Origin of the sequence: Commensalibacter sp. B14384M2 (assembly GCF_016101865.1) — a bacterium.
In the GTDB taxonomy this organism is placed as follows: domain Bacteria; phylum Pseudomonadota; class Alphaproteobacteria; order Acetobacterales; family Acetobacteraceae; genus Commensalibacter; species Commensalibacter melissae.
Genome location: NZ_JACFPS010000001.1, coordinates 701,367 through 723,084 on the forward strand (window position 1 = coordinate 701,367; position 21,718 = coordinate 723,084).

Consider the following 21,718-nt stretch of genomic DNA (forward strand, 5'->3'; position numbering starts at 1 on the left):
TTGAATTAATTTTCAATATTGTTGATAAGGTGATTGATGAAATCAAATGATAACAGGTTGAACATATTAATGGATCATAATTCTTCTTTACCCTCGAATGATAAAGGAAGCAAACCTTTTAAAAATTTGGACGGTAGGGGACATCGCAACCGTATGCGTTCAAAAATTTTATCCAGGGGAACAGATGTTCTCGAAGATTACGAGATCCTTGAAATGCTGTTATATTCAGTCATTCCCAGAAAGGATACAAAACCTTTGGCAAAACAGTTGATTAACCAGCATGGTTCTTTGAGGCATGTTATCAAAGCAAATACAGATTGTATTGATCAGATCATATACAGTAAGAGATTTACTGAATTGATACAATTCATTCAATTGGTGGCTTTGCGTCTATGCATGTCTGATTTAATTGTGCCAACAAGTTTTAAACGATTGAATGAAATGGTTGTTTTTTTGGAAAAAAACTTTCCAAAACAGGATAAAATCAATCTTAAATCCTTGAGGATAATTTATTTAAACAGTCAATATAACTTCATCAAAGAATATTTTATGGTGTATCCATCAAAAAATTCTGTTGCGTCTATACTAAAGAAAGCAATTGAAAATGATGCGACTCAAATTGTATTGGTACATTATGTTAATGACGAAATAACTCCTGATATGAAATATCAGATTGAACAATTCTCCAAAATGTTGCAATCAAAGGTTGGTTTTTTTGATTTAAATCTCAGTGAACATTTATTTTGTGTTAATCATCATTATGTTAGTATATTAAAATAATCCAGAACCCAACAAACTGACTGCGTTTATGTTTTACAAATCAAAATCATCCAGTATTTTATCAGTCAATGATCCTGATCCTGTGAATATGATAAACCGACATTCGATTTCACCCTTTTTGATTATTTGTGATCATGCAGGGAAATTCATTCCTGAAAAACTAAATAACCTTGGATTGGAGCCAAATGATCTTGAGCGACATATTGCTTTTGATATTGGAATAAAAGGGGTAGGGAAAAAACTTGCAAAAAAATTAAATGCCACGTTAATTCTTCAAAACTATTCAAGACTTGTCATTGATTGCAACAGAAATCCAAAACATGAAAACCTGATTATTGAAATTAGCGATAAAACAGTTATAAAAGGTAATCTTGATTTGTCTGATGAGGAAAAAAAATCACGTGTTTCATCAATTTACAATTCCTATCATGCTTGTATTGAACAGGATATTGAACGTCGACAAAATGCGCAGATTTCAACCTGTTTAATAGCGCTGCACAGCTTTACACCTCAAATGGATAATATTGAAAGACCTTGGCATGCGGGTATTTTGCATGATCGTTATCCGGAATTCGGATTAATATTCAAAAAATATCTTGAGCAATATTATGAATTTCCAATTGGAGATAACGAACCCTATCGATTAAATGAGAAGAATGATTATTCTGTTCCTTGTCATGCGTTTGGAAGAAAATTGCCATATTTGGAACTGGAGATTCGACAGGATTTAATAAGATCGGAAATACAGCAAAGGGAATGGGCGGATCGTCTGACTTACTTATTGCCACTGACTTTACAGGAATACGGAAAACGATGAATATTATAACAGGAAAGGCTAAAGTGGCTGCGGTTCTTGGGTGGCCAGTTAAACATTCCCGATCTCCCCTGCTTCATAATTTTTGGTTGAATCGGTATGGAATTGACGGGGTTTACATTCCTCTGGCCGTTAAGCCTGAAAATTTCAAAAAAGTCATAATTGGCCTGTCAGCTTCGGGGTTTAAAGGATGCAATATAACCATCCCCAATAAAGAAATTGCCTTTTCATGTTGTGATGAGGTTGATGAAATCGCAAGGAAAATAGGTTCTGTCAATACCTTGACTTTTAAAAATGACGGTAAGATATTTGGCACTTCTACAGATGGTGCTGGTTTTATAGAATCCCTTAGAGATCATAACATCAGAATTAAAAATTGTAATGTACTAATACTTGGAGCAGGTGGGGCTGCACGTTCGGTTATTTCATCGCTTGCCCATGAGAAAGCGAAGATTACAATAGCAAATCGCACAAATTCCAGGGCATTGCAGCTTGCTCAAGATCTTGGGACAGGTAATGTCATCGCATGGGATACCTGGACATCTTTATTGGGTCAATATGACTTACTGGTAAATACAACCTCTTTGGGAATGGAAGGGAAAGAAAGTTTTAATTTTGATCTATCCAAAGCAAAATCAGGTTTGGTTGTTACGGATATTGTCTATGTTCCTCGTTTAACCCCTCTGTTAAAAGTGGCAAAAGAATTCAATTTGAAGACCATTGAAGGATTGGGGATGCTGCTTCACCAGGCCCGTTTCGGTTTTCGCGAATGGTTTGGAGTGGATCCCAAGGTTGATTCCGAGACAATCGAATATGTTGCCAAAACAATTAGAGAATAATATTTCATTATGAAGATATTGGGCGTAACAGGTGGAATGGGTATGGGTAAAACCACGGTATGTTCCCAGTTGCGTAAAGAGGGTTTCCCAGTTTTTGATGCTGACCATGTTGTGCATCAATTACAGGGATCTGATGGTAAAGCTTTACCATTTCTTGCCAAAGCTTTTCCCGGGTCAGTGCATGACAATATACTTGATCGATCCTATTTGAGGAAATTAATTTCACAGGATCGGAATAATCTAAAAAAAATTGAAAACATTATTCTTCCATTGGTTGATATGGAACGAAAAAAATTCATCCAATTTTGGCAGGGAAAAAGAAAATTATGGTGTGTATTGGATATTCCCTTATTGTTCGAAAAAAAGATAGATCAAGTATGCACCAAAACTCTTTTGGTTAATGCACCAAAGCAAATTCAAAAAATACGCATTATCAATCGAGGTGGAATTTCATGGAAACAGGCTGAAATACTTATTTCCCATCAGCTTCCCAATAGTTTGAAATGTCAATGGGCGGATAGGGTTATTCAAACAGGATTGAATAGGGCATATACTTACATTCAGGTAAAGCGCTTGGCTATATTAATGAAGAAAGATCAATTATGAAAAAAAGGTCTGTCCTTTTTGATACAGAGACAACAGGTGTCAATCCAGATAATGGCGATCGAATTATAGAAATTGCCGCAATAGAGTTAATCAATGATTTGCCAACAGATAATTTTTATCATGTTTTGATTGATCCAGAGCGAGATATTCCTGTTGAGGCAACACGAATTCATGGATTTACAATTGAAGATCTGCAAGGTAAGCCAAAATTCAAGGATATTGCTGACGAGTTTCTGAATTTTATTCAAAATGATCCCCTGATCGCGCATAATGCACCGTTTGATTTTAAATTTGTAAATTCAGAACTGAAATATATCAATCGTCCAACATTATTACTGGACAGAATGGTTGATACCTTACAAATTGCCCGCGCTCAATATCCATCCTCGCCAAATAGCCTGGATGCATTATGTCGACGGTTTTCAATAGATTTGTCAGAACGCACAACACATAACGCGTTGTTGGACTGTAAATTATTGTCAGAGGTGTATATTCAGCTTACGGGAGGCCGTCAGAGAGGATTGAGCTTTGATAATCAAACAAAGGAAAAAATAAGAAAAACCTATAAAAAAAATCATATTCATCAACCCGTTTTCATGAAAGCTACTGAAAAAGAATTGAAGATTCACAAGGAATTTTTGAATGAGAAAATACCAAATGCCTTATGGAATCATTTTATGGATAAAAATTGATTATTCAATAATTTAATTTGTGAATAGGTTGCATATTAAGAAAATAATCTTTTATTTTAATATACTATATTCAAATTTTGTTTTTTGATTTTATAAGTTTAGGTTAAATAGAATATTTAGAGTCAAAAGGTTGAAAATGGGCAAACGGGATTATTTGTCATTAACAAATTTATTATCATGTTTTTCCATCTGTTCAATGGGTTTATTCTATTCTCATTCTTCTTTTTCAACACCAAAACAAGATCCATATAATACCCTAACAATACAATGGGAAAATGATGCAGCCTCAACCTTGAAAGGAACGTCTGATCAATATTATACAAACGGACTTAGAATAGGGTGGACATCTCCTACTGACACGTTGCCTCAACCTGTTGCGGATATGAATACGTTTCTTTTGGGAAAGGGAATGCAACGAATTCATTGGGGATTGCAGCAGTCGATATTTACACCACGTGATACTCAATCGAGCCAGAGATTGCCTTATGATCGACCTTATGCTGGGGTTTTATTAACAACCGTTAATCTTATAAGTGACACGGATGATACGAGGAGTGTGTTTGGTATTCAAGCCGGTGTTTTAGGCCCCGGAGCTATGGGACGTCAGGTTCAAAATGGTTTTCATGCCATTACTGGGGATCACAAAAACCGTGGCTGGCACAACCAGTTAAAGAGTGTGCCCGTTTTTCAGGTTCAAATGGGTAGAACATGGAGATTTCTCGCAGGGCATGCTGGACCGGTTGATTTTGATATCTTACCTTCAGCTAATGGTGCAATAGGGATTTATAGAATTTATGGGCAAATCGGTTCCCTATTCCGTTTTGGACAGGGTCTTGAAAGTGATTTCGGACCTGCAAGAATTGGTTCGGGAAATGACGGTACTGATGCCTATGTTGGAACCTGTTTTGTTAACTGGTATTTATTTGGTGGTGTAGATGGTCAGGCTGTAGCCTATAATGCCACTTTGCAAGGGGATCCCTCTAAATCACATGCGCAACATGTTTCAAAAAGATCAGATGTTGGCGAAATTCTTGCAGGGGCCGCTTTAATTATCAAAGGATATAAAATCGCTTATACCCAAATTTGGCAGACCCAAGAATTCAGGGGACAAAAAAGTGGATTATTTAATTATGGATCTGTTTCCGTATCCTTTAAATTTTGATTTTTCTCTAACGTAAGGCACGTTCCATTATTCTGCTTGGACGATAGGTAAGATAATAAAAACGTGCTGTTGCCAATACAGCAATAACAGCAAGGCCAATAGCCATGCCTGTCCACAATCCTGGAGCTTTATAGTTCAATGAAAATGCAAACCAACCACTCAGTGTATATCCAATTACCCAATAGCTTATCAAAGCAAAGATCATCGGGATTGTGGTATCTTTCAATCCGCGTAATGCACCCATCGCAACGCCTTGCATACCGTCAACAATCTGGAAAAGAGCAACAATTTTCAATATAACGACCGCGATTTCAATTGTTGATTGATTACTGACTGAATGAATATTAATAAAAAGACTGACAATGGTTTTCGGGAAAATGAAAATGATTATACCAATCAGCCCCATAAAAACAGAACCAAGACCGATAGATAAAAAACCTGAATTTTTTGCATACAAAGGTTTTTGAGCGCCAACCCAATAACTTACCCGAACATTGGCGGCCTGAGAAATGGCAAGGGGTATCATGAACGTAAAAGTGGCAAAGCTGTTGGCAATTTGATGGGCGGCAAGTGCATCGGTTCCAAGTAGTCCTGCCCGGAAAGAAGTTGCAAGGAAAAGAAGCATTTCAGCTGCTGAACTGACACAGATGGGCAGCCCCAGACGCATCAAGGGTAAAAGCAAGGACAAATCAATTTTAAAAGGATAAAGATATTGTTTTAAATTCTTTTTGCAATGTGTTACTCCAATAAATAAAATTGTTGAAACCCACAAAGTAATTGTGCTGCCAATTGCTGAACCATACAAGCCCATTTTAGGGGCGCCCCATAAACCATAAATAAAGGCTGCATTTAACAAGGCATTGATAATTGTTGTTAAAGGTGTTATTTGCAAAAGAATTTTCGAGGCATTAAAAGCTGGTAAAACAACTCTTATTAGACCTGTTCCAACAAGAACAGGGGGCATACCCCATAAGAGAATATCCATAAAATGACTGGATTTTGCAATCATATCAGGATTTTCACCTGTCCACATCAATATAAAGTTTGTCGATTTCAAAAGAAAATAGCAGGGAATACAGAGAATTAATCCAAATATATAGGTTGTCCAATAAATTTTGGATATCTGTGAAATTTTTCTTGATCCTATATATTCAGCAATTAAAATTGCAGCTGAACTCAACGCCGATTGCAAAACAACACAAACAGTAAAAAATAACTGTGTTGTAAATCCACCGATTGCTAAGGTTTCTTTATCGACTTTTCCCAATAAAATCGTATCGGTTACACCCATAGCCATTTGACATAGTTGGGCAAATGCGATTGGTATGGCAATAAAAAAGATCGCAGAAAGTTCTTTTTTCAGAAAAGCTGGTTGAGAAAGTTGCATTATATTTATTTATGACTAATAAAGAATAAAGATTTAATTTATTGAGTGTTGTTTGGACACAATCGAATACAGGATATGAACAAGGTAAAACAATGAATAAGCCAGAAATTTCCCTATATGACAGTCGTCATCATAAGATTTTACCTTTTAAACCATTAGATTCTTTAAATATCCGTTTATATTTTTGTGGCCCTACAGTATACGATTTTTTGCATATTGGCAATTTGCGTGCAATGTTAACAGCCGATATTTTGGTAAGATTGTTGCGGAAAATTTATCCTAAAGTGACTTATGTACGGAATATTACGGATGTTGATGATAAGATAAATGCCCGTGCCAGAGCCAATCATGAATCTATTCAAGCATTGACCTGTCGAACGATTGAAGAATTTCATAAAGATATGGCTTCAATGTTTATCTTGCCCCCTGATATTGAACCAAAAGCTACAGAACATATTGAAGACATACAAGAGATGATTATCAGTCTTGTCAGTCAGGGATATGCCTATGAAGCTGATGGTCATGTTCTTTTCTCTGTCCATCAATACAAGAAATATGGGAGTTTATCGGGCCGCAATCCAGATGAATTGCTGGCTGGGGCAAGAGTTGAGATCGCGACTTACAAAAAAAATCCCGGTGATTTTGTGTTATGGAAACCTTCAAATGAGGATGAACCAGGATGGGATAGTCCCTGGGGAAAGGGTAGGCCAGGCTGGCATATTGAATGTTCTGCAATGTCCCATCGTTACCTTGGTGAAAATTTTGATATTCATGGCGGTGGTCAGGATCTGATTTTTCCCCACCACGAAAATGAATGTGCACAAAGTCTATGTTGTTTTCCAGGCAGTCAGTTTGCCAATTATTGGCTACATAATGCCATGCTGTTGGTAAATGGTGAAAAAATGTCCAAGTCTCTGGGCAATTTTTTTACAATACGGGAAATATTGACAAAGCATAATCCAGAAGCATTACGGTTATTATTATTGCAATCTCATTACCGTTCTGTTTTGAATTTCACTGATGAAGCCTTAAAAGATGCTAAAAAGGTTATGGATCGTTTCTATCGCGCCTTGTTGCCTTATGAACAGAATTTTAATTCAGAAATGGATTTACCAGAATTAGTCATGGATGCTTTGGCAAATGATTTAAACACACCCCAAGCTTTGGTATCTATGCATCAACTTGCAGATAAAGCCTTACAAGGTGATGAACATTCTGCCTTAAAATTGAAACGAGCGGGTCAACAGCTTGGCTTGTTTAATAGTCTACCAACTCAATGGTTTCAAGATATTGATAATGAAGATGAGATTAAGATCTTAATTCAAGAAAGAAATAATGCAAAAAAATCGAAAGATTTTATCAAGGCGGATAAAATACGTGACCAGCTCAAAGCTCAGGGTATCTTATTGGAAGACAGTCCACAAGGTACGACATGGAGAAAAATATGACAGGTCGTGATGGTGGTGCTGATTTGATTCCAGTTGGAAATACACCTGTCGTTATTTTGGTTCGCCCACAGCTTGCTGATAATATTGGCAGTGTAGCTCGAGCGATGGCGAACGGGGGATTGTTCCATTTGCGGTTGGTGGCCCCGCGAGATGGATGGCCACAGCCAAAAGCCTGGAGAGCAGCATCTGGTGCAGACCGTTTATTGGATCATACAAAAGTTTTCGATACGGTAGAAGCCGCTGTTGCGGATTTACAGCATGTTTTTGCAACCTGTCCCAGACCTCGTCAAATTATCAAACCTTTATTAACGGCGCGTGGTGGCGCATGTGAAATGCGGGAAATGACCAATCGTGGATTGAAAATCGGTATTTTGTTTGGGCCAGAGCGAACCGGGTTGGAAAATGAGGATTTTGTTCAGACTGATTATTGGATCCGTTATCCCTTGGATCCAAGATTCATGTCATTGAATTTATCACAAGCGGTTATGATTATGGCTTATGAGTGGTGGATGTCCACTGAAGAAACACCGGAGCGCCAGTTGCAGACTAACAAAACGCATATCGCTACTAAAGGAGAGCTGAATAATTTTATGAATCATTTGATCAGGGAGCTTGATCATTGTGGATTTCTACGCAATCAGGAAAAACGGCCAGGAATGATTCGTAATCTGTATCATCTTTTTCAAAGGGGGGAAGTGACAGAACAGGAATTACGAACCCTTCATGGTGTTGTGGCGGAATTGGTTAAGGGCCCCATGAAATAATTAAATTATTTGATTTGGGATTTGAGCGTAAAGCCAAGTTGCAACCATGCAGTTCCATTGAAGATAAGGTCAAAACCAACCATGAATCCGATAAACCACAGGCCGTTTATTGGATTGACAAAAAGAATAAACCCTAAAATCAAGCCAAGAATACCACTGAATACCAACAACCCCCATCCTTTGGTATTTTTATTGTTAAAGGCAATCATAAGACGCATGATTCCACCAAAACAAAAACAAATACCAAGAAAAATGGTAATTATAACCGAACCATTAACAGGTTCACGAATCAATAATATACCGCCAATAAGATAAATGATACCGCATAGGGCTGACCAGAGAAAACTGCTCCAATCTTTAAGATAACAGGCGTGAATGAGTTGGGCCAAACCTGTAATAATTAATAAAATTCCAATAATTATAACCATTGCAATTGTTACAAAAACCGTGTCAATTAGGCACAGAATGCCGGTAATCAAACACAATATTCCCAATCCTACGAACCATTTCCATTTTTGGGCTATTAATTGATCCATTATGATCTCCGAAAAAATATTTTATAATTTTGTAAAGCGGTTAATTGTAGTTAGTTTAATTTTTTTTATGAAATTAATCTATTTATTTATTAATAAAATCAGTCATAATTTGGTATGAACAGATAGTTAACGATATTTTTTTATTTCATTTTATAAATCATTAAGGTTCATAATGAAAAACATTATTGTTATTCTTGCCGCTACTTTTTTTATATGTACATATCCTGTTCGTTCCCATGCATATGAAAGCCATTTATCATACTGGTTCGGTCAATTTGAAAAAATTCTCTATCTACCCTCTGCTGAATATTGTTATAGGTTGGGTGTAAATTATTTAACAGGTAAAGGGGTTCAGAAAAACGATAGATTAGCCCTTATATTTTTTACACAATCTGCCAGCGGAGGATTTGCGCCAGCACAGTTTGTTTTAGGTCGGTTTTATGCCTTGGGTGTTATTGTGCCGCAAGATTATAATAAAGCGATTGAATGGTTTAACCATTCCGCAGGACAGGGGAATGCTGAAGCGCAGTTTTATTTAGGTAATTTGTATCAGAATGGTGAAGGGATTGAGCAGAATTATGACAAGGCGTTTGATTATTTTCATAAGGCTGCTTTGCAAGGGAATCTAATGGCTCAATCCGCTCTTGGAATTATGTATTTAGAAGGTAAGGGATGTAAACAAGATTTTTCCAAAGCCTTTCAATGGACCCGTAAATCTGCAGAACAAGGAAATAGTTTTGCCCAGTATATCCTGGGATCATTATATGATACAGGTAAAGGCACAGATTTAGATTATTTCAAGGCGAAAGAATTGTATCAGAAGTCAGCTGATCAGGGATATGAGGGCGCTTTATACAAGTTGGGAACAATGTATGAAGCGGGTCACGGTGTATTACAGGATTTTCAGACGGCTCTTTTCTATTATCATAAAGCTGCAGATCAAGAAAATACGGATGCCCAATTGCGACTTGGGGAAATATATCATGAAGGGAAGTTGGTTCCTCAAGATGAGGCCACGGCAAAAGAGTATTTTAAACAATCATGTTTAAATAGATCTCAAAAAGGCTGCGACAAATATCGGTTGTTGAATACGAAATAATTTTTAAATTTTTTTAATATTATTCAAACTGTTAATTATTTGACAATTCATTAAAGTTTGAATATATAGGCTTCTACTGCCAGAAAAGTGGTTTATTTTTATCCAAAGAAGTGATGAGGTTACTTTGTATCAAATATAAACCCGTCTTTGATGCGAGTTAAAGAACTACTGGTACAATAAAATCTAATATTGCTTTACCTCAATGCGATATTTAACATATATAAAGAAAGATATTTAGACGTATGAGTAAGCGTTTACAAAGCAAATATAAAATTAACCGTCGTTTAGGGGTTAATTTGTGGGGACGTGCTAAATCACCGGTTAACAAGCGTGAATATGGTCCTGGTCAACACGGTCAACGCCGCCGTGCAAAGCCTTCCGATTTTAGCGTTCAGTTAATGGCTAAACAAAAACTCAAGGGATATTACGGAAATATCAGTGAAAAGCAATTCCGTCGTTATTACGCTGAAGCATCTCGTCGTAAAGGTGATACTTCTGAAAACTTGATCAATTTGTTGGAACGTCGTTTGGATGCTGTAGTTTATCGGTTAAAATTTGCATCCACTCCATTTGCTGCACGTCAGTTCATTAACCATGGACATATTTTAGTAAATGGCAAGCGTGTTAATATCCCATCATATTCTTTAAAAGATAATGATGTTGTTGAAGTTAGGGAAAGATCAAAACAACTTGCCATTGTACTGGATGCAGTTCAAAGTAAAGAACGGGATATTCCTGAATATTTAGAGGTTGATCATCGTCAAATGAAGGGTTCATTTGTTCGTACGCCAAAATTAAATGATGTTCCATATCCTGTAACTATGGAACCCAATTTGGTTGTCGAGTTTTATTCTCGTTAATCACATTTTATTTTTATACAAAAATGCCGAGCAATTTTTTTGCTCGGCTTTTGTGCGTTTATTGTTTTCAATATAAATTTAGGTCTGCTTGATGTTAGATACAGTTCAGAGTCTGGATAAAGAAATTTCCCGTCGTCGCACTTTTGCTATTATTTCCCATCCTGATGCGGGTAAGACGACTTTGACTGAACGTATATTGCATGCTGGTGGGGCTATACAGATGGCGGGAAATGTCCGTGCTAAAAGGGAACAGCGTCGAACTCGTTCGGACTGGATGAATATTGAAAAGGATCGCGGTATTTCAGTTGTAACTTCTGTTATGACGTTTGAATATGGTGGTTGCATTTTTAACTTGTTGGATACGCCTGGCCACGAAGATTTTTCTGAAGATACATACAGGACTTTGACGGCTGTTGATGCCGCAGTTATGGTTATTGATGCGGCAAAAGGGATTGAGGCAAGAACACGGAAACTTTTTGAAATTTGTCGTTTGCGCGATATACCGATTGTAACCTTTATCAACAAGATGGACAGGGAATCTCAGGATCCTTTTGAATTGCTGGATGAAGTGGCCTCTACACTGGCTCTTGAAACAACACCTTTAACATGGCCTGTGGGACGGGCTGCCAAATTTTTGGGTGCTTATGATGTTCGGAAACAAACCATGTGCCTAAAAGAGGGAATTCCAGAAACAGATGATCGTGTTATAGCATTAAAAGAAGAAGTGGAATTGGTTAAGGCTGCTCTGCCGGAATTTAATATTGATGATTTTAAGGCAGGTTTTTTAACGCCGGTTTTTTTTGGAAGTGCGATTAAGGAATTGGGGGTTCATGATCTTTTGGATGCATTGGTTGAATTTGGCCCAAGTCCACGAAATCAGGAAAGTGATCAACGTCTGGTGGCGGCAAATGAACCATCAATGACTGCCCTTGTATTTAAAATTCAGGCAAATATGGATCCAAATCATCGGGATCGTATCGCCTTTGCCCGTATTTGTTCTGGACGTTTAGAACGAGGTATGAAATTGAAACATACCCGTACAGGAAAAACTTTTGCGTTACATACGCCTCAGTTTTTCTTTGCACGAGACAGACAATTGGCAGAAGAGGCTTTTGCGGGAGATGTTGTTGGAATTCCCAATCATGGCACATTACGTATTGGAGATTCCTTGACGGAAGGAGAGGAGCTTCAGTTTACAGGAGTACCCTATTTTGCCCCTGAAATATTGCGACGGGTTCGCCTTGCTGATGCAATGAAAGCCAAGAAATTAAAACAGGCGTTAATTGAGCTTGCAGAAGAGGGAGTTGTCCAGCTTTTTAAACCACAGGACGGGTCTTCGCCTATTGTTGGCGTGGTTGGAATATTGCAACTTGATGTCTTACAGATGCGTTTAAAACATGAGTACGGCGTTGAAATAGGATTTGATACTGTATCTTTTACACAGGTCCGTTGGCTTGAGGGTGAAAAAAACAAAATTGAGAAATTTATTAATTCCAATAGAAGTGCCATTGCTGATGACATAGACGGAGATCCAGTATTTCTGGCCACTTCTGAATTCATGATGCAACGGACTGTTGAAATGCAAAAAGACTTAAAATTTCATGATATCAAACAGATCGGCATTGTTAAAAATAGCTAGTCATATCCTATTATTATCTTTATAGCTGGCCTTGATTAAATATCTGGTGGATGGAATAATTGGTTTAGGTAAAAGGGTTAAATCGGATATACATATAAGTTCATCATATTCTGAGTTGCCTTTTTTTTGCCAATAATTATATATTTGTTGAAAATTCAAGTGTGTTTTCAACATTATTCCGATATCGATTATTCCTTTTTCGGGATGTTGAGTTGCAATAAGAATGCGGCTATTTGAAAAAAAATCTTTTTTTAATCCAAGTTCTTCTCTTGCTTCAACAAATAATTGTTCATGCAAATTTACAGTTTTTTCTTCATGACGTGATTCTACGCTACCCGCAGGGGCACATTGCCAGTAACTGGGTAGATAAACGCTGTTACTGTTTCTTTTTCCAAGAATAAAACCATCATCGCAAAAAATTAAACCTGTTACAGCCAAAGGTTTAAGACAAAGAAATTCATTGAACTCCTTATTTTCCATTTGGGCCGAAACATATCTATATTCTGTCCAATATCCCGTTATTTGATGGGGTAATATCAAAGTAGCGGTAAATACACGTCCATTAAACAATTTTGGGTATAATCTTTTTTTGGCAACCCATAAATTTTCAATCCGTTTTTCAAGATTTATAGATAATTCAGTTTTATAATCTATCAGTTTTACGGAACATTCTGGGTATAAAGCAAATGTTTTCCATTCCATTTTATTATCTTTGAATGTCATAACGGAAACATTTTTGGCTGGGAGACCTGGATTCGAACCAGGGCTGACCGGGTCAGAGCCGGTAGTTCTACCGCTAAACTATCTCCCAATATATTTAATGTGGATGCTTATATCATGTAAAAAATTATAAAACAAGGGTATGGTAAAATAAATTAATTACAAAAATTTTTAGTTATTTTAATAAAAAAATCCAAATTAATAATAAATTGTGTTAATATTAAGGAGCTATAAAAAAAATAAGGAATTAACTTTGACTGGATAAAGTAATTAGGGCGTAAATATGTTTGCGGCATTGGATTTAGGCACAAATAATTGTCGTCTGCTGATCGTGTCATCTGATCGTGGCAGGTTGAGAATTGTTGACCATTATAATCGAGTAGTTCGATTGGGTGAGGGATTGTATGAAACAGGTCAGTTGAGTCAAGCTGCCATGGAACGTACAATGGTCGCGCTCCGACATTGTGCATCCAAAATTGAAGGTAAAAGATTTTCCGCCTTTTATGCTGTCGCTACCGAAGCTTGTCGACGCGCCTCAAATGCTGATCATTTTCTTAGTCAGGTTTTATATGAAACAGGACTGAAAATTAAGGTTATTTCACCACGGGAAGAGGTTGAGCTGGCTTTGGCCGGCTGCAATTCATTTTTATATGACAATGTGTTGAAACGTAATAAAACCAAGGCACTATTATTTGATATTGGAGGTGGTTCCACTGAAATTGCATGGGTTAAAATTGATTTTGCGCGACGAAAATATATTTTGATTGGATGTTTCAGTATACCTGTTGGCATTCTTACGTTAAGGGAGCAATTCAATATTGCCACCTTGCAAAATTACTATCAAATGTTTGATTTTGTTTTATCCAAGGTCATGGAATTCGAGGCCATTCACCGTATTCAGGCAGAGATTGTAAGAAATCAGGTTCAATTCATAGGGGTAAGTGGAACTATAACCACCCTTGCAAGCATTTTGTTAAATCAAAACAAGTATAATCGTGCGGCGATTGATGGTTTGTCTTTGCAAACAGCCCAACTTAAGGAAATAATCAGGACTTTGCTAGATCAGAAATTCAAAGAGACTGAAATTCTTTCCGACCGATATAAAAAAAGAATTCATTATCTTTTACCTGGATGCGCAATATTTGATGCCATACATACCTTGTGGCCCGCCAATGACATTGTCGTTGCCGATCGGGGTATTCGGGATGGAATAATTGCCAAAATGACGACAAACAAGTTAAGAAACTATTATAAAAATCATCATTATTTGTTAAACCAGTAATGAATTTAATTAATCAGTATAATTAAAGTAAAAACTATGAATAAAGATAATGCGAATTCGAATTCGCGCAAAAAAAAGAAATCGCGTTTTGATACTGGATTAACGGTTACCTTAAAAAAAACAAAAGGACGTTCAACATCTCAACAAAGATGGTTGACGCGTCAGTTGAATGATCCTTATGTAAAAGCTGCGCAACAGCATGGCTGGCGGTCCCGTGCCGCTTATAAGCTGATAGAGTTAAATGATAAATTTCATTTTTTAAAAAAGGGAATAAAGGTTGTTGATCTGGGTGCAGCGCCAGGAGGATGGTCTCAGGTTGCGGTATATCACAAGGCATCCAAAGTTGTGGGTATTGATTTGTTGCAAGTTGAACCAGTTATGGGAGCTGATATTTTTCAGGGAGATTTTACAGAGCCCCATAATCTTGAAGTTTTACTGGATAAATTAGAGGGTAAGGCGGATCTGGTCATGTCTGATATGGCCCCTAATACGACAGGACATGCAGCAACGGATCATATAAGAATAGTTAATTTGACAGAACAGGCTTTGGACTTTGCAATAAAAATTTTAAATTTGAATGGAGTTTTCATTGCCAAAGTTTTCCAGGGGGGAAGTGAAAAATTGATGTTAAATAACCTCAAGCGATCCTTTAAAATTGTAAAACATGCAAAACCTCCAGCAAGTCGTAAGGAATCCAGAGAGTTATATGTGATTGCTACAGGGTTTAAAGGGAATAATTCCGAAGATAAATCGTGAATGTGTTGATAAAATTTCAAGGATAATTTGATTTTGTCACTATTTGACACAAAATTGATTTTTGGCTTGTCTAATCACAATTTTTTAGGTATGAAGAATTGCCAATAATTGGAACCCGATTTTTTTCGGTTATCCCTTTTTATCTTTAATTTTCTAATTTTTAATAAAGGGTACCATAATGGCACATTCATCTATTTCCCAAAAACATATTCGAGAAGCCCTTGCTTTTGATGATGTTTTGATTATTCCAGCAAAATCTAATGTATTGCCTAATCAGGCTGATGTTCGGTCCAATTTGACCCGATCTATCCGTTTGAATATACCCTTGATTTCATCAGCCATGGATACAGTGACCGAATGTGCAATGGCCATTGCTATGGCACAAAATGGAGGAATAGGGGTTATTCATAAAAATCTATCCATTCAGGAACAGGCCAATCAGGTCAAGCAGGTAAAACGCTTTGAATCGGGAATGGTGGTTGATCCGGTAACTGTTCATCCTGAACAGACTTTAGAAGAAGTCATTGCAACAATGAAACGCCATAACATAAGTGGTCTACCTGTTATTGAAAAAAATACGAATCGGCTTGTTGGTATTGTCACGCATCGTGATGTCCGGTTTGCAACAAATGCAAAACAACCTGTTGCGGAGTTAATGACAAAAGATAACCTGGTTACAGTCAAAGAGGGTGTGAGTCCCGATGAAGCTAAAAAACTGCTTCATCAAAATCGTATCGAAAAATTGCTTGTCGTTGATAAAAATGATTGTTGTGTCGGAATAATGACTGTCAAGGATATGGAAAAATCAGTCGTTTATCCTTTGGCCAACAAGGATCAATATGGTCGTTTACGTTGTGCTGCTGCCACAGGTGTTGGTGAGGACGGATATAAACGGGCTGTCACGCTTATAGAGGCTGGTGTTGACGTTTTGGTCGTAGATACGGCACATGGACATTCCCAGGGTGTTTTGGACTCGATAGGGCGCCTCAAGAAAAATTATGCTGACGTTCAAATTATTGCGGGAAATATTGCGACACCAGAAGGTGCTCAAGCATTGATCGATGTTGGCGCTGATGCAGTAAAAGTTGGAATTGGTCCAGGTTCAATCTGTACAACCCGTGTTGTTGCAGGGGTAGGAGTTCCCCAATTTTCGGCAGTAATGGAAGTGTCTGAAATTTGTCATGCTGCCGATATTCCTTTAATAGCAGATGGTGGAATTCGCACGTCTGGCGATATTGTTAAAGCTATCGGTGCGGGTGCAGATGTTGTCATGATTGGATCTTTACTGGCAGGTACTGATGAAGCCCCTGGTGAAGTATTTCTATATCAGGGACGTTCCTATAAATCATACCGCGGAATGGGAAGTCTTGGTGCCATGGCTCGTGGATCTGCTGACCGTTATTTTCAACAGGATATCAAGGAAAGCCATAAGCTTGTTCCTGAAGGCATTGAAGGGCAGGTACCATACAAAGGGGCGGCAGAAGGAGTTATACATCAGATGGTTGGCGGCTTGAAAGCAGGTATGGGATATACTGGCAATGCGACGATTGAAGAAATGAAAAAAAATGTTCAGTTCCGTAAAATTACGGGAGCGGGATTGAGGGAAAGCCATGTTCATGATGTTGTAATTACGCGTGAAGCGCCTAACTATCATCATAATTAAATAATAAATTTGTCTATCAGATATTTAAGTAAAGACGTATGACCCCTTCAGCACAAATTTCGGCAGTGATTGAACTGCTTTTAGCTATTCAGAAAGAAAAATATATCCCGGCAGATTCAACAGCCAATCGGTTTTTCAGGCGGCGCCGTTATATTGGAGGAGGGGATCGTCGTTTTGTTTCAGGCAAAGTTTGGGAAATTTTACGTTGTTATCGAAAGTTGGAATGGTGGCTGAAAAGAATAGGTAGTCCGATCAATCCTCGTATGATGGTCGCAGCTTATTTGGTTTTGTCAGGAAATTCTATACCTAAAGTGCATAATTTTTATTCGGGTGAAAAATATGCGCCATTATTGTTGAATAGTAACGAAATTTTATATTTGCAATCTTTGGTAAACAAACCGTTTGTTTCCGATGAAATGTCCAAAGCGGTAATTTATGAAGTTCCAGATTGGGTATATCCTATCATAAATGGCCAATACGGGGATCAGACAGAAAAAGAACTTTCAACGTTGTTGGAAGCAGCTACTCTTGATTTGCGCGTCAATTTTCTAAAAGTGGAAGATCGATATAAGGCTAGGGAGATTCTAGCATCTGAAAATATACAAACAGAATTAATGAATATTTCTCCATGGGGATTGAGAGCGCAAGGAAGACAATCCATAACATCCACAAATGCTTTCAAAAATGGTCTGGTTGAAATTCAAGACGAAGGTAGCCAATTAATTGCACTCATGACCGGTGTTAAATCGTCAATGCGTGTCCTGGATTATTGCGCGGGAGCCGGAGGTAAAACGTTGGCTATGGCGATGATGATGGAAAATAAGGGGCATATTATTGCATCAGATATTTTTCCCGCTCGGTTAAATGCCGCTCAAAGTCGTTTGCGAAGGGCAGGTGTTTTTAATTGTGAAACCCATATTTTTGCTGAAGATGCAAAATGGTTAAAAAGGCGTGTTGAAAGTTTCGATCGTGTTTTGGTTGATGCACCTTGTAGCGGTACCGGAACTTGGAGACGTAATCCTGATGCGCGTTTAAGGTTTAAGGAAAATGATTTATTGGAACTTGTTGAAAAACAGGCCCACATTCTTGATTCTGCAGCCAGAATGGTAAAAAAAGGTGGAAGGTTGATATATGCAACCTGTTCAATATTACGTCAGGAAAATCAAGATCAAATCAATAATTTTCTGGAAAGAAATAACAATTTTTCACTCGTAGAGCCTGATACGATTCCAGAATTGTTACCCGAAGAATTCATGAAGAAAACAAGTTTTCAATTAACACCAGCGCAAAATCAAACGGATGGTTTCTTTTGCACGGTTATGGTGAAGAATTAATTTATTTCTTTCCTGTAAAAATAATTAACAACATATTCCATGGTTAATCCTTGAATTAAAACGGTTAACACTACGCACCCATAACAGATGAGCAGGATTTCATTTTTTGGAAATATATTGGGGAGAGATAAGGCTATTGCTAGGGAAATGCCTCCTCTTAGTCCTCCCCATGTTAGAATGGAAATCAAACCCTTCGGGTTTGAATCCTGATATAATAATACAAAACCGCTTAGACTGAGGGCTATGAAACGTGTAATTGCCAGAAATGGAAAAGCCAGGAATGTGATAACCAGAATATGATAACTGAAAGGGATGATGACAATCTGCAACCCAATTATCAAAAATAGCATGGTGTTGAGGATTTCATCAATTACATGCCAGCAGTAAATAACCGAATCACTTTTTTCCGCAGGCTGTTTTTGAAGATGGTTACCGATCAATAAACCGCTTGCCACAACTGCAATGGGACCTGACATGTTAAGATCACTTGCGATAGAAAAGGTACCTGTCGCTAAAGCCAGTGAAAATAATATGGTAATTTCGTTGTGGGACAATCGTCTGATTATAAAAATAACAATGGTGGCGGTTATAATACCCAGAAGACCACTGCCAACAATCTCTTTTATGCTAATCAAGAATAGACTGGTTGTGGATGGGGTCTTTTGATGAATGATTACGGATAAAAATGTTGTAAAAGCAATTAAAGCTATACCATCATTGAAAAGACTTTCTCCAGCAAAAATTGCTTGTAACCGTTTGGAAAGGCCTAGTCTGCCGAACATACTGATAACTGAAACCGGATCTGTCGGGGCTATAATAGCGCCTAGGGTGAGACACCAGAGTAAAGAAATGGGAATAGAAAATAGATAAAACAGAACCCAAAAAACAAGACCGAGAAATAATATCGATAATAAAGTGCCAATAATTGTCAAGGATGCAATATTATAGCGAGCTTTCCACAACTCATGTAATGAAATTTGCAAACTTCCTGCAAAAAGCAGAAATGCTAGAGCACCATTGAGAAGCAAAGTGGGAAAATTGATTTGTGAGATAATTTTCTGTGCAAATGAATATCCGGAAACAAATGAAAGGAAATAATCCGAGATAAACAGGATTATTGAAAATATGAATGCGGCAATCATGATCCCTATGGTCATGGGAAGTTTGAGATATTTCAGATTAATTGCCCCGCAGATTGCGGTAAGAAGAAACAATAAAGAAATAAGGGTCAGGATACTCATGTTAATTTCCCTTTATTATTTAGGTATAATTTTAGGGTAATTTGAGTTTAAGTAAATTATTTTTGAGCTATAAAATTGAAAATTTTTGTAATTTTTAGTTAAAAATTATTAAAAATTAACGTAATTTTGAGTATAAAGATACTAATCTCTAACTTCATCCTTATATTTGTAATAGGGATATGGTTTTAAAAGAAGGGTAAATTCAATGACAGGCATTCATCCTGTTTTAGTGGTTGATGATGATCCAAAGTTAATTGAAACACTAACCGAACAATTGCAAGAAAATCAAGAATTTGAGGTTTCAAGTGCCTTAACGGTAAAAGAGGCTAAAAACAAAATTCTGGATTCTGATAAGCATTATGATGCAATCATATTGGATGTAATACTTCCAGATGGCGATGGATGTGATCTATGTGCCTATTTACGTAAGGAAGGTTGCAGAACACCCATTATTATGCTGACAGGTTCAGATAATGAAGAGGATGTTGTAAGGGGGCTTGATGCAGGCGGTAATGATTATGTATCAAAACCATTTCGCATTGCCGAGTTACTGGCAAGATTAAGGGCACAGATGCGTATTTTTGCTAGTAGTGAGGATGCTGTTTTCACAATTGGCAATTATATTTTTCGTCCGTCTGCAAAGTCGTTGCAGCAACAGGATTCAAATCGTCGGATCCGTTTAACTGAAAAAGAGGCTGCCATACTCAAATTTTTATATCGGTCAGGATCAAGACCAGTACCAAGACAAGTCTTGTTGAATGAGGTTTGGGGATATAATTCAGCGGTGACAACCCATACACTTGAGACCCATATTTATCGTCTACGCCAAAAAATCGAGCCTGATCCTTCGAATGTAACCCTTCTGATAACTGAGGCTGGTGGATATCGACTGAGTTCAATTTCTGATAAAAAAGAAGAATAGTTATTTATTTTAATTCAAGCATGATTGGGACATGATCAGAAGGTTTGTCCCAGTTTCTAGCCTCTTTAAAAACCTGAATTGTTTTTAGGTGTGATCGTAGATCTGGGGAAATCCATAAATGATCCAATCTTCTTCCCCGGTTTGACTTTTCCCAGTTACGGTTTCTATAAGACCACCAGGTATATAGTTTTTCGTGGGGAGGAATTATTTCACGCATTGCATCAATATAACCCGTATGTAACCATTGATTGAGTTTTTCAGTTTCAATGGGTGTATGACTGACAATTTTCAATAATTGTTTGTGGTTCCATACATCATTTTCCAAGGGTGCAATATTAAAATCTCCTACAAGAATTGAACTGGTCTCCTTATTTTGAGAAAACCATTCTTTTGTTTCTGTCAGGAAATCTAATTTATGTTTGAATTTGGGATTTATAGTTGGATCAGGTTCATCCCCACCTGCAGGAATATAGAAATTATGAAGGTTTATTTTTTTATTTTTATAATTGAATTGAACTGAAATATGTCTGCAGTCACTTTTACTGCACCATTGTCTGGTATTGGAAACATGATATCCTAATGGGTGTTTTGATAAAATACAAACGCCGTTATAACTTTTCATTCCTTTAAAAAGACAATTGTGAAAACCGATCAATTCTATTTCAGATCGGGGAAAAAGAGGATCAGGGACTTTTGTTTCCTGAAGGCATAAAATATCGGGATTTGCTAATTCTACCAGTTGTTTTAACAAAGGCAAGCGTAACCTTAATGAATTAATGTTCCAACTAATTATACGCATATAGAAATTTCAAATTTGAAAAGGGAAATTGATTATAATTTAAAATAAATTCAAATTAAGAGAAGAAGGTCAATTTAGGAATTTAATCAGAAAATGTCCAGTAAAAAATAAATAAATCTTAATATTGAAAATTGTGGATAATTACATTATTGAAATTAAAATTTTCATTTTGTCCACTATTGGACTTGACAGTGATTTTAGGGTTTGTGATAAATTAGTTATAAATATTGAATAATTCCATGTAACAATAAAAATGATTGAAAATCAATGAGTTATATTAATTGCTTAAAAATTAGGCAAAACATATAAGGGCTTGATAAACTGCCTTTTACATCCATATATTAGATATTCATCCATAGAGTTATCCACAAGATC

At 37.1% G+C, this 21,718-nt stretch carries 21 protein-coding genes and 1 tRNA gene; 16 read left to right on the forward strand and 6 right to left on the reverse strand.

Going from position 1 to position 21,718, the window contains the following annotated elements:
* Window positions 1-69 precede the first annotated feature (69 nt).
* From H3R33_RS03295 to H3R33_RS03320, 6 genes are all read left to right on the forward strand, one after another.
* Window positions 70-780: a JAB domain-containing protein gene (locus tag H3R33_RS03295; RefSeq protein WP_198194851.1), complete on the forward strand. Its 711-nt coding sequence runs from the start codon at window positions 70-72 to the stop codon at window positions 778-780.
* A gap of 28 nt (window positions 781-808) precedes the next feature.
* Window positions 809-1,597 carry an N-formylglutamate amidohydrolase gene (locus tag H3R33_RS03300; RefSeq protein WP_198185296.1) on the forward strand — a complete coding sequence of 263 codons (789 nt, stop codon included), beginning with the start codon at window positions 809-811 and terminating at the stop codon, window positions 1,595-1,597.
* Window positions 1,594-2,433: a shikimate dehydrogenase gene (locus H3R33_RS03305; protein WP_198185377.1), complete on the forward strand. Its 840-nt coding sequence runs from the start codon at window positions 1,594-1,596 to the stop codon at window positions 2,431-2,433. The genes H3R33_RS03300 and H3R33_RS03305 overlap by 4 nt, the downstream gene beginning before the upstream one ends.
* Window positions 2,434-2,442: 9 nt before the next feature.
* Window positions 2,443-3,039 carry a dephospho-CoA kinase gene (coaE, locus tag H3R33_RS03310; RefSeq protein ID WP_198185297.1) on the forward strand — a complete coding sequence of 199 codons (597 nt, stop codon included), beginning with the start codon at window positions 2,443-2,445 and terminating at the stop codon, window positions 3,037-3,039.
* Window positions 3,036-3,731: a DNA polymerase III subunit epsilon gene (dnaQ, locus tag H3R33_RS03315; RefSeq protein WP_155568149.1), complete on the forward strand. Its 696-nt coding sequence runs from the start codon at window positions 3,036-3,038 to the stop codon at window positions 3,729-3,731. The genes coaE and dnaQ overlap by 4 nt, the downstream gene beginning before the upstream one ends.
* Before the next feature lie 136 nt (window positions 3,732-3,867).
* Complete coding sequence (locus tag H3R33_RS03320) at window positions 3,868-4,893, forward strand: lipid A deacylase LpxR family protein (RefSeq protein ID WP_198185298.1); 1,026 nt, start codon at window positions 3,868-3,870, stop codon at window positions 4,891-4,893.
* Window positions 4,894-4,900: 7 nt separating this feature from the next.
* Here the strand turns inward: H3R33_RS03320 and H3R33_RS03325 are convergent, their stop codons facing one another.
* On the reverse strand, window positions 4,901-6,280 hold the full coding sequence (locus H3R33_RS03325) for an MATE family efflux transporter (RefSeq protein ID WP_198185299.1): 1,380 nt from the start codon (window positions 6,278-6,280) through the stop codon (window positions 4,901-4,903).
* Window positions 6,281-6,372: 92 nt separating this feature from the next.
* Between H3R33_RS03325 and cysS the strand changes: the two genes are divergently transcribed.
* Both cysS and H3R33_RS03335 read left to right on the forward strand, forming a co-directional pair.
* A complete protein-coding gene (cysS, locus tag H3R33_RS03330) occupies window positions 6,373-7,728 on the forward strand; it encodes a cysteine--tRNA ligase (RefSeq protein ID WP_198185378.1) in 1,356 nt (451 codons plus the stop codon).
* Window positions 7,725-8,492, forward strand: coding sequence for an RNA methyltransferase (locus tag H3R33_RS03335; protein ID WP_196424250.1), 768 nt, complete (start codon window positions 7,725-7,727; stop codon window positions 8,490-8,492). Before cysS ends, H3R33_RS03335 begins: the two co-directional genes overlap by 4 nt.
* Window positions 8,493-8,497: 5 nt before the next feature.
* Here H3R33_RS03335 and H3R33_RS03340 read toward each other — a convergent pair whose 3' ends face one another.
* Window positions 8,498-9,028 carry an HdeD family acid-resistance protein gene (locus tag H3R33_RS03340; RefSeq protein ID WP_110438050.1) on the reverse strand — a complete coding sequence of 177 codons (531 nt, stop codon included), beginning with the start codon at window positions 9,026-9,028 and terminating at the stop codon, window positions 8,498-8,500.
* Window positions 9,029-9,200: 172 nt separating this feature from the next.
* Between H3R33_RS03340 and H3R33_RS03345 the strand changes: the two genes are divergently transcribed.
* From H3R33_RS03345 to H3R33_RS03355, 3 genes are all read left to right on the forward strand, one after another.
* Window positions 9,201-10,127, forward strand: coding sequence for an SEL1-like repeat protein (locus H3R33_RS03345; protein ID WP_198185300.1), 927 nt, complete (start codon window positions 9,201-9,203; stop codon window positions 10,125-10,127).
* A gap of 242 nt (window positions 10,128-10,369) precedes the next feature.
* Entirely contained in the window at window positions 10,370-10,987 is a 618-nt protein-coding gene (gene rpsD / locus H3R33_RS03350) for a 30S ribosomal protein S4 (RefSeq protein ID WP_110438048.1), read from the forward strand.
* Between the two features lie 91 nt (window positions 10,988-11,078).
* Complete coding sequence (locus H3R33_RS03355; RefSeq protein WP_198185301.1) at window positions 11,079-12,626, forward strand: peptide chain release factor 3; 1,548 nt, start codon at window positions 11,079-11,081, stop codon at window positions 12,624-12,626.
* Here H3R33_RS03355 and H3R33_RS03360 read toward each other — a convergent pair whose 3' ends face one another.
* Entirely contained in the window at window positions 12,627-13,328 is a 702-nt protein-coding gene (locus H3R33_RS03360; protein ID WP_198185302.1) for a hypothetical protein, read from the reverse strand.
* A 35-nt stretch (window positions 13,329-13,363) separates the two neighbouring features.
* A tRNA-Gln gene (locus H3R33_RS03365) sits at window positions 13,364-13,437 on the reverse strand.
* 192 nt (window positions 13,438-13,629) lie between these two features.
* Here H3R33_RS03365 and H3R33_RS03370 point away from each other — a divergent pair.
* The 4 genes from H3R33_RS03370 (at window position 13,630) to H3R33_RS03385 (ending at window position 18,381) form a co-directional block, all read left to right on the forward strand.
* A complete protein-coding gene (locus H3R33_RS03370) occupies window positions 13,630-14,628 on the forward strand; it encodes a Ppx/GppA family phosphatase (protein ID WP_198185303.1) in 999 nt (332 codons plus the stop codon).
* 36 nt (window positions 14,629-14,664) lie between these two features.
* Entirely contained in the window at window positions 14,665-15,384 is a 720-nt protein-coding gene (locus tag H3R33_RS03375; RefSeq protein ID WP_155565500.1) for an RlmE family RNA methyltransferase, read from the forward strand.
* A 178-nt stretch (window positions 15,385-15,562) separates the two neighbouring features.
* Window positions 15,563-17,047, forward strand: coding sequence for an IMP dehydrogenase (gene guaB, locus H3R33_RS03380; protein ID WP_110438043.1), 1,485 nt, complete (start codon window positions 15,563-15,565; stop codon window positions 17,045-17,047).
* A 38-nt stretch (window positions 17,048-17,085) separates the two neighbouring features.
* Window positions 17,086-18,381: an RsmB/NOP family class I SAM-dependent RNA methyltransferase gene (locus tag H3R33_RS03385; RefSeq protein ID WP_198185304.1), complete on the forward strand. Its 1,296-nt coding sequence runs from the start codon at window positions 17,086-17,088 to the stop codon at window positions 18,379-18,381.
* Here the strand turns inward: H3R33_RS03385 and H3R33_RS03390 are convergent.
* Complete coding sequence (locus H3R33_RS03390) at window positions 18,378-19,622, reverse strand: sodium:proton antiporter (protein ID WP_198198869.1); 1,245 nt, start codon at window positions 19,620-19,622, stop codon at window positions 18,378-18,380. The genes H3R33_RS03385 and H3R33_RS03390 overlap by 4 nt on opposite strands.
* A 205-nt stretch (window positions 19,623-19,827) precedes the next feature.
* Here H3R33_RS03390 and H3R33_RS03395 point away from each other — a divergent pair, with 205 nt between their 5' ends.
* Window positions 19,828-20,544: a response regulator transcription factor gene (locus H3R33_RS03395; RefSeq protein ID WP_198185305.1), complete on the forward strand. Its 717-nt coding sequence runs from the start codon at window positions 19,828-19,830 to the stop codon at window positions 20,542-20,544.
* Between the two features lie 4 nt (window positions 20,545-20,548).
* Here the strand turns inward: H3R33_RS03395 and xth are convergent, their stop codons facing one another.
* A complete protein-coding gene (gene xth / locus H3R33_RS03400) occupies window positions 20,549-21,343 on the reverse strand; it encodes an exodeoxyribonuclease III (protein WP_198185306.1) in 795 nt (264 codons plus the stop codon).
* Between the last annotated feature and the right edge of the window lie 375 nt (window positions 21,344-21,718).

Coding starts and splice junctions, on each gene's coding strand:
- H3R33_RS03295 (WP_198194851.1), top strand. CDS start 70: ATGGATCATAATTCTTCTTTACCCTCGAATGATAAAGGAAGCAAACCT.
- H3R33_RS03300 (WP_198185296.1), top strand. CDS start 809: ATGTTTTACAAATCAAAATCATCCAGTATTTTATCAGTCAATGATCCT.
- H3R33_RS03305 (WP_198185377.1), top strand. CDS start 1,594: ATGAATATTATAACAGGAAAGGCTAAAGTGGCTGCGGTTCTTGGGTGG.
- coaE (WP_198185297.1), top strand. CDS start 2,443: ATGAAGATATTGGGCGTAACAGGTGGAATGGGTATGGGTAAAACCACG.
- dnaQ (WP_155568149.1), top strand. CDS start 3,036: ATGAAAAAAAGGTCTGTCCTTTTTGATACAGAGACAACAGGTGTCAAT.
- H3R33_RS03320 (WP_198185298.1), top strand. CDS start 3,868: ATGGGCAAACGGGATTATTTGTCATTAACAAATTTATTATCATGTTTT.
- H3R33_RS03325 (WP_198185299.1), bottom strand. CDS start 6,280: ATGCAACTTTCTCAACCAGCTTTTCTGAAAAAAGAACTTTCTGCGATC.
- cysS (WP_198185378.1), top strand. CDS start 6,373: ATGAATAAGCCAGAAATTTCCCTATATGACAGTCGTCATCATAAGATT.
- H3R33_RS03335 (WP_196424250.1), top strand. CDS start 7,725: ATGACAGGTCGTGATGGTGGTGCTGATTTGATTCCAGTTGGAAATACA.
- H3R33_RS03340 (WP_110438050.1), bottom strand. CDS start 9,028: ATGGATCAATTAATAGCCCAAAAATGGAAATGGTTCGTAGGATTGGGA.
- H3R33_RS03345 (WP_198185300.1), top strand. CDS start 9,201: ATGAAAAACATTATTGTTATTCTTGCCGCTACTTTTTTTATATGTACA.
- rpsD (WP_110438048.1), top strand. CDS start 10,370: ATGAGTAAGCGTTTACAAAGCAAATATAAAATTAACCGTCGTTTAGGG.
- H3R33_RS03355 (WP_198185301.1), top strand. CDS start 11,079: ATGTTAGATACAGTTCAGAGTCTGGATAAAGAAATTTCCCGTCGTCGC.
- H3R33_RS03360 (WP_198185302.1), bottom strand. CDS start 13,328: ATGGAATGGAAAACATTTGCTTTATACCCAGAATGTTCCGTAAAACTG.
- H3R33_RS03370 (WP_198185303.1), top strand. CDS start 13,630: ATGTTTGCGGCATTGGATTTAGGCACAAATAATTGTCGTCTGCTGATC.
- H3R33_RS03375 (WP_155565500.1), top strand. CDS start 14,665: ATGAATAAAGATAATGCGAATTCGAATTCGCGCAAAAAAAAGAAATCG.
- guaB (WP_110438043.1), top strand. CDS start 15,563: ATGGCACATTCATCTATTTCCCAAAAACATATTCGAGAAGCCCTTGCT.
- H3R33_RS03385 (WP_198185304.1), top strand. CDS start 17,086: ATGACCCCTTCAGCACAAATTTCGGCAGTGATTGAACTGCTTTTAGCT.
- H3R33_RS03390 (WP_198198869.1), bottom strand. CDS start 19,622: ATGAGTATCCTGACCCTTATTTCTTTATTGTTTCTTCTTACCGCAATC.
- H3R33_RS03395 (WP_198185305.1), top strand. CDS start 19,828: ATGACAGGCATTCATCCTGTTTTAGTGGTTGATGATGATCCAAAGTTA.
- xth (WP_198185306.1), bottom strand. CDS start 21,343: ATGCGTATAATTAGTTGGAACATTAATTCATTAAGGTTACGCTTGCCT.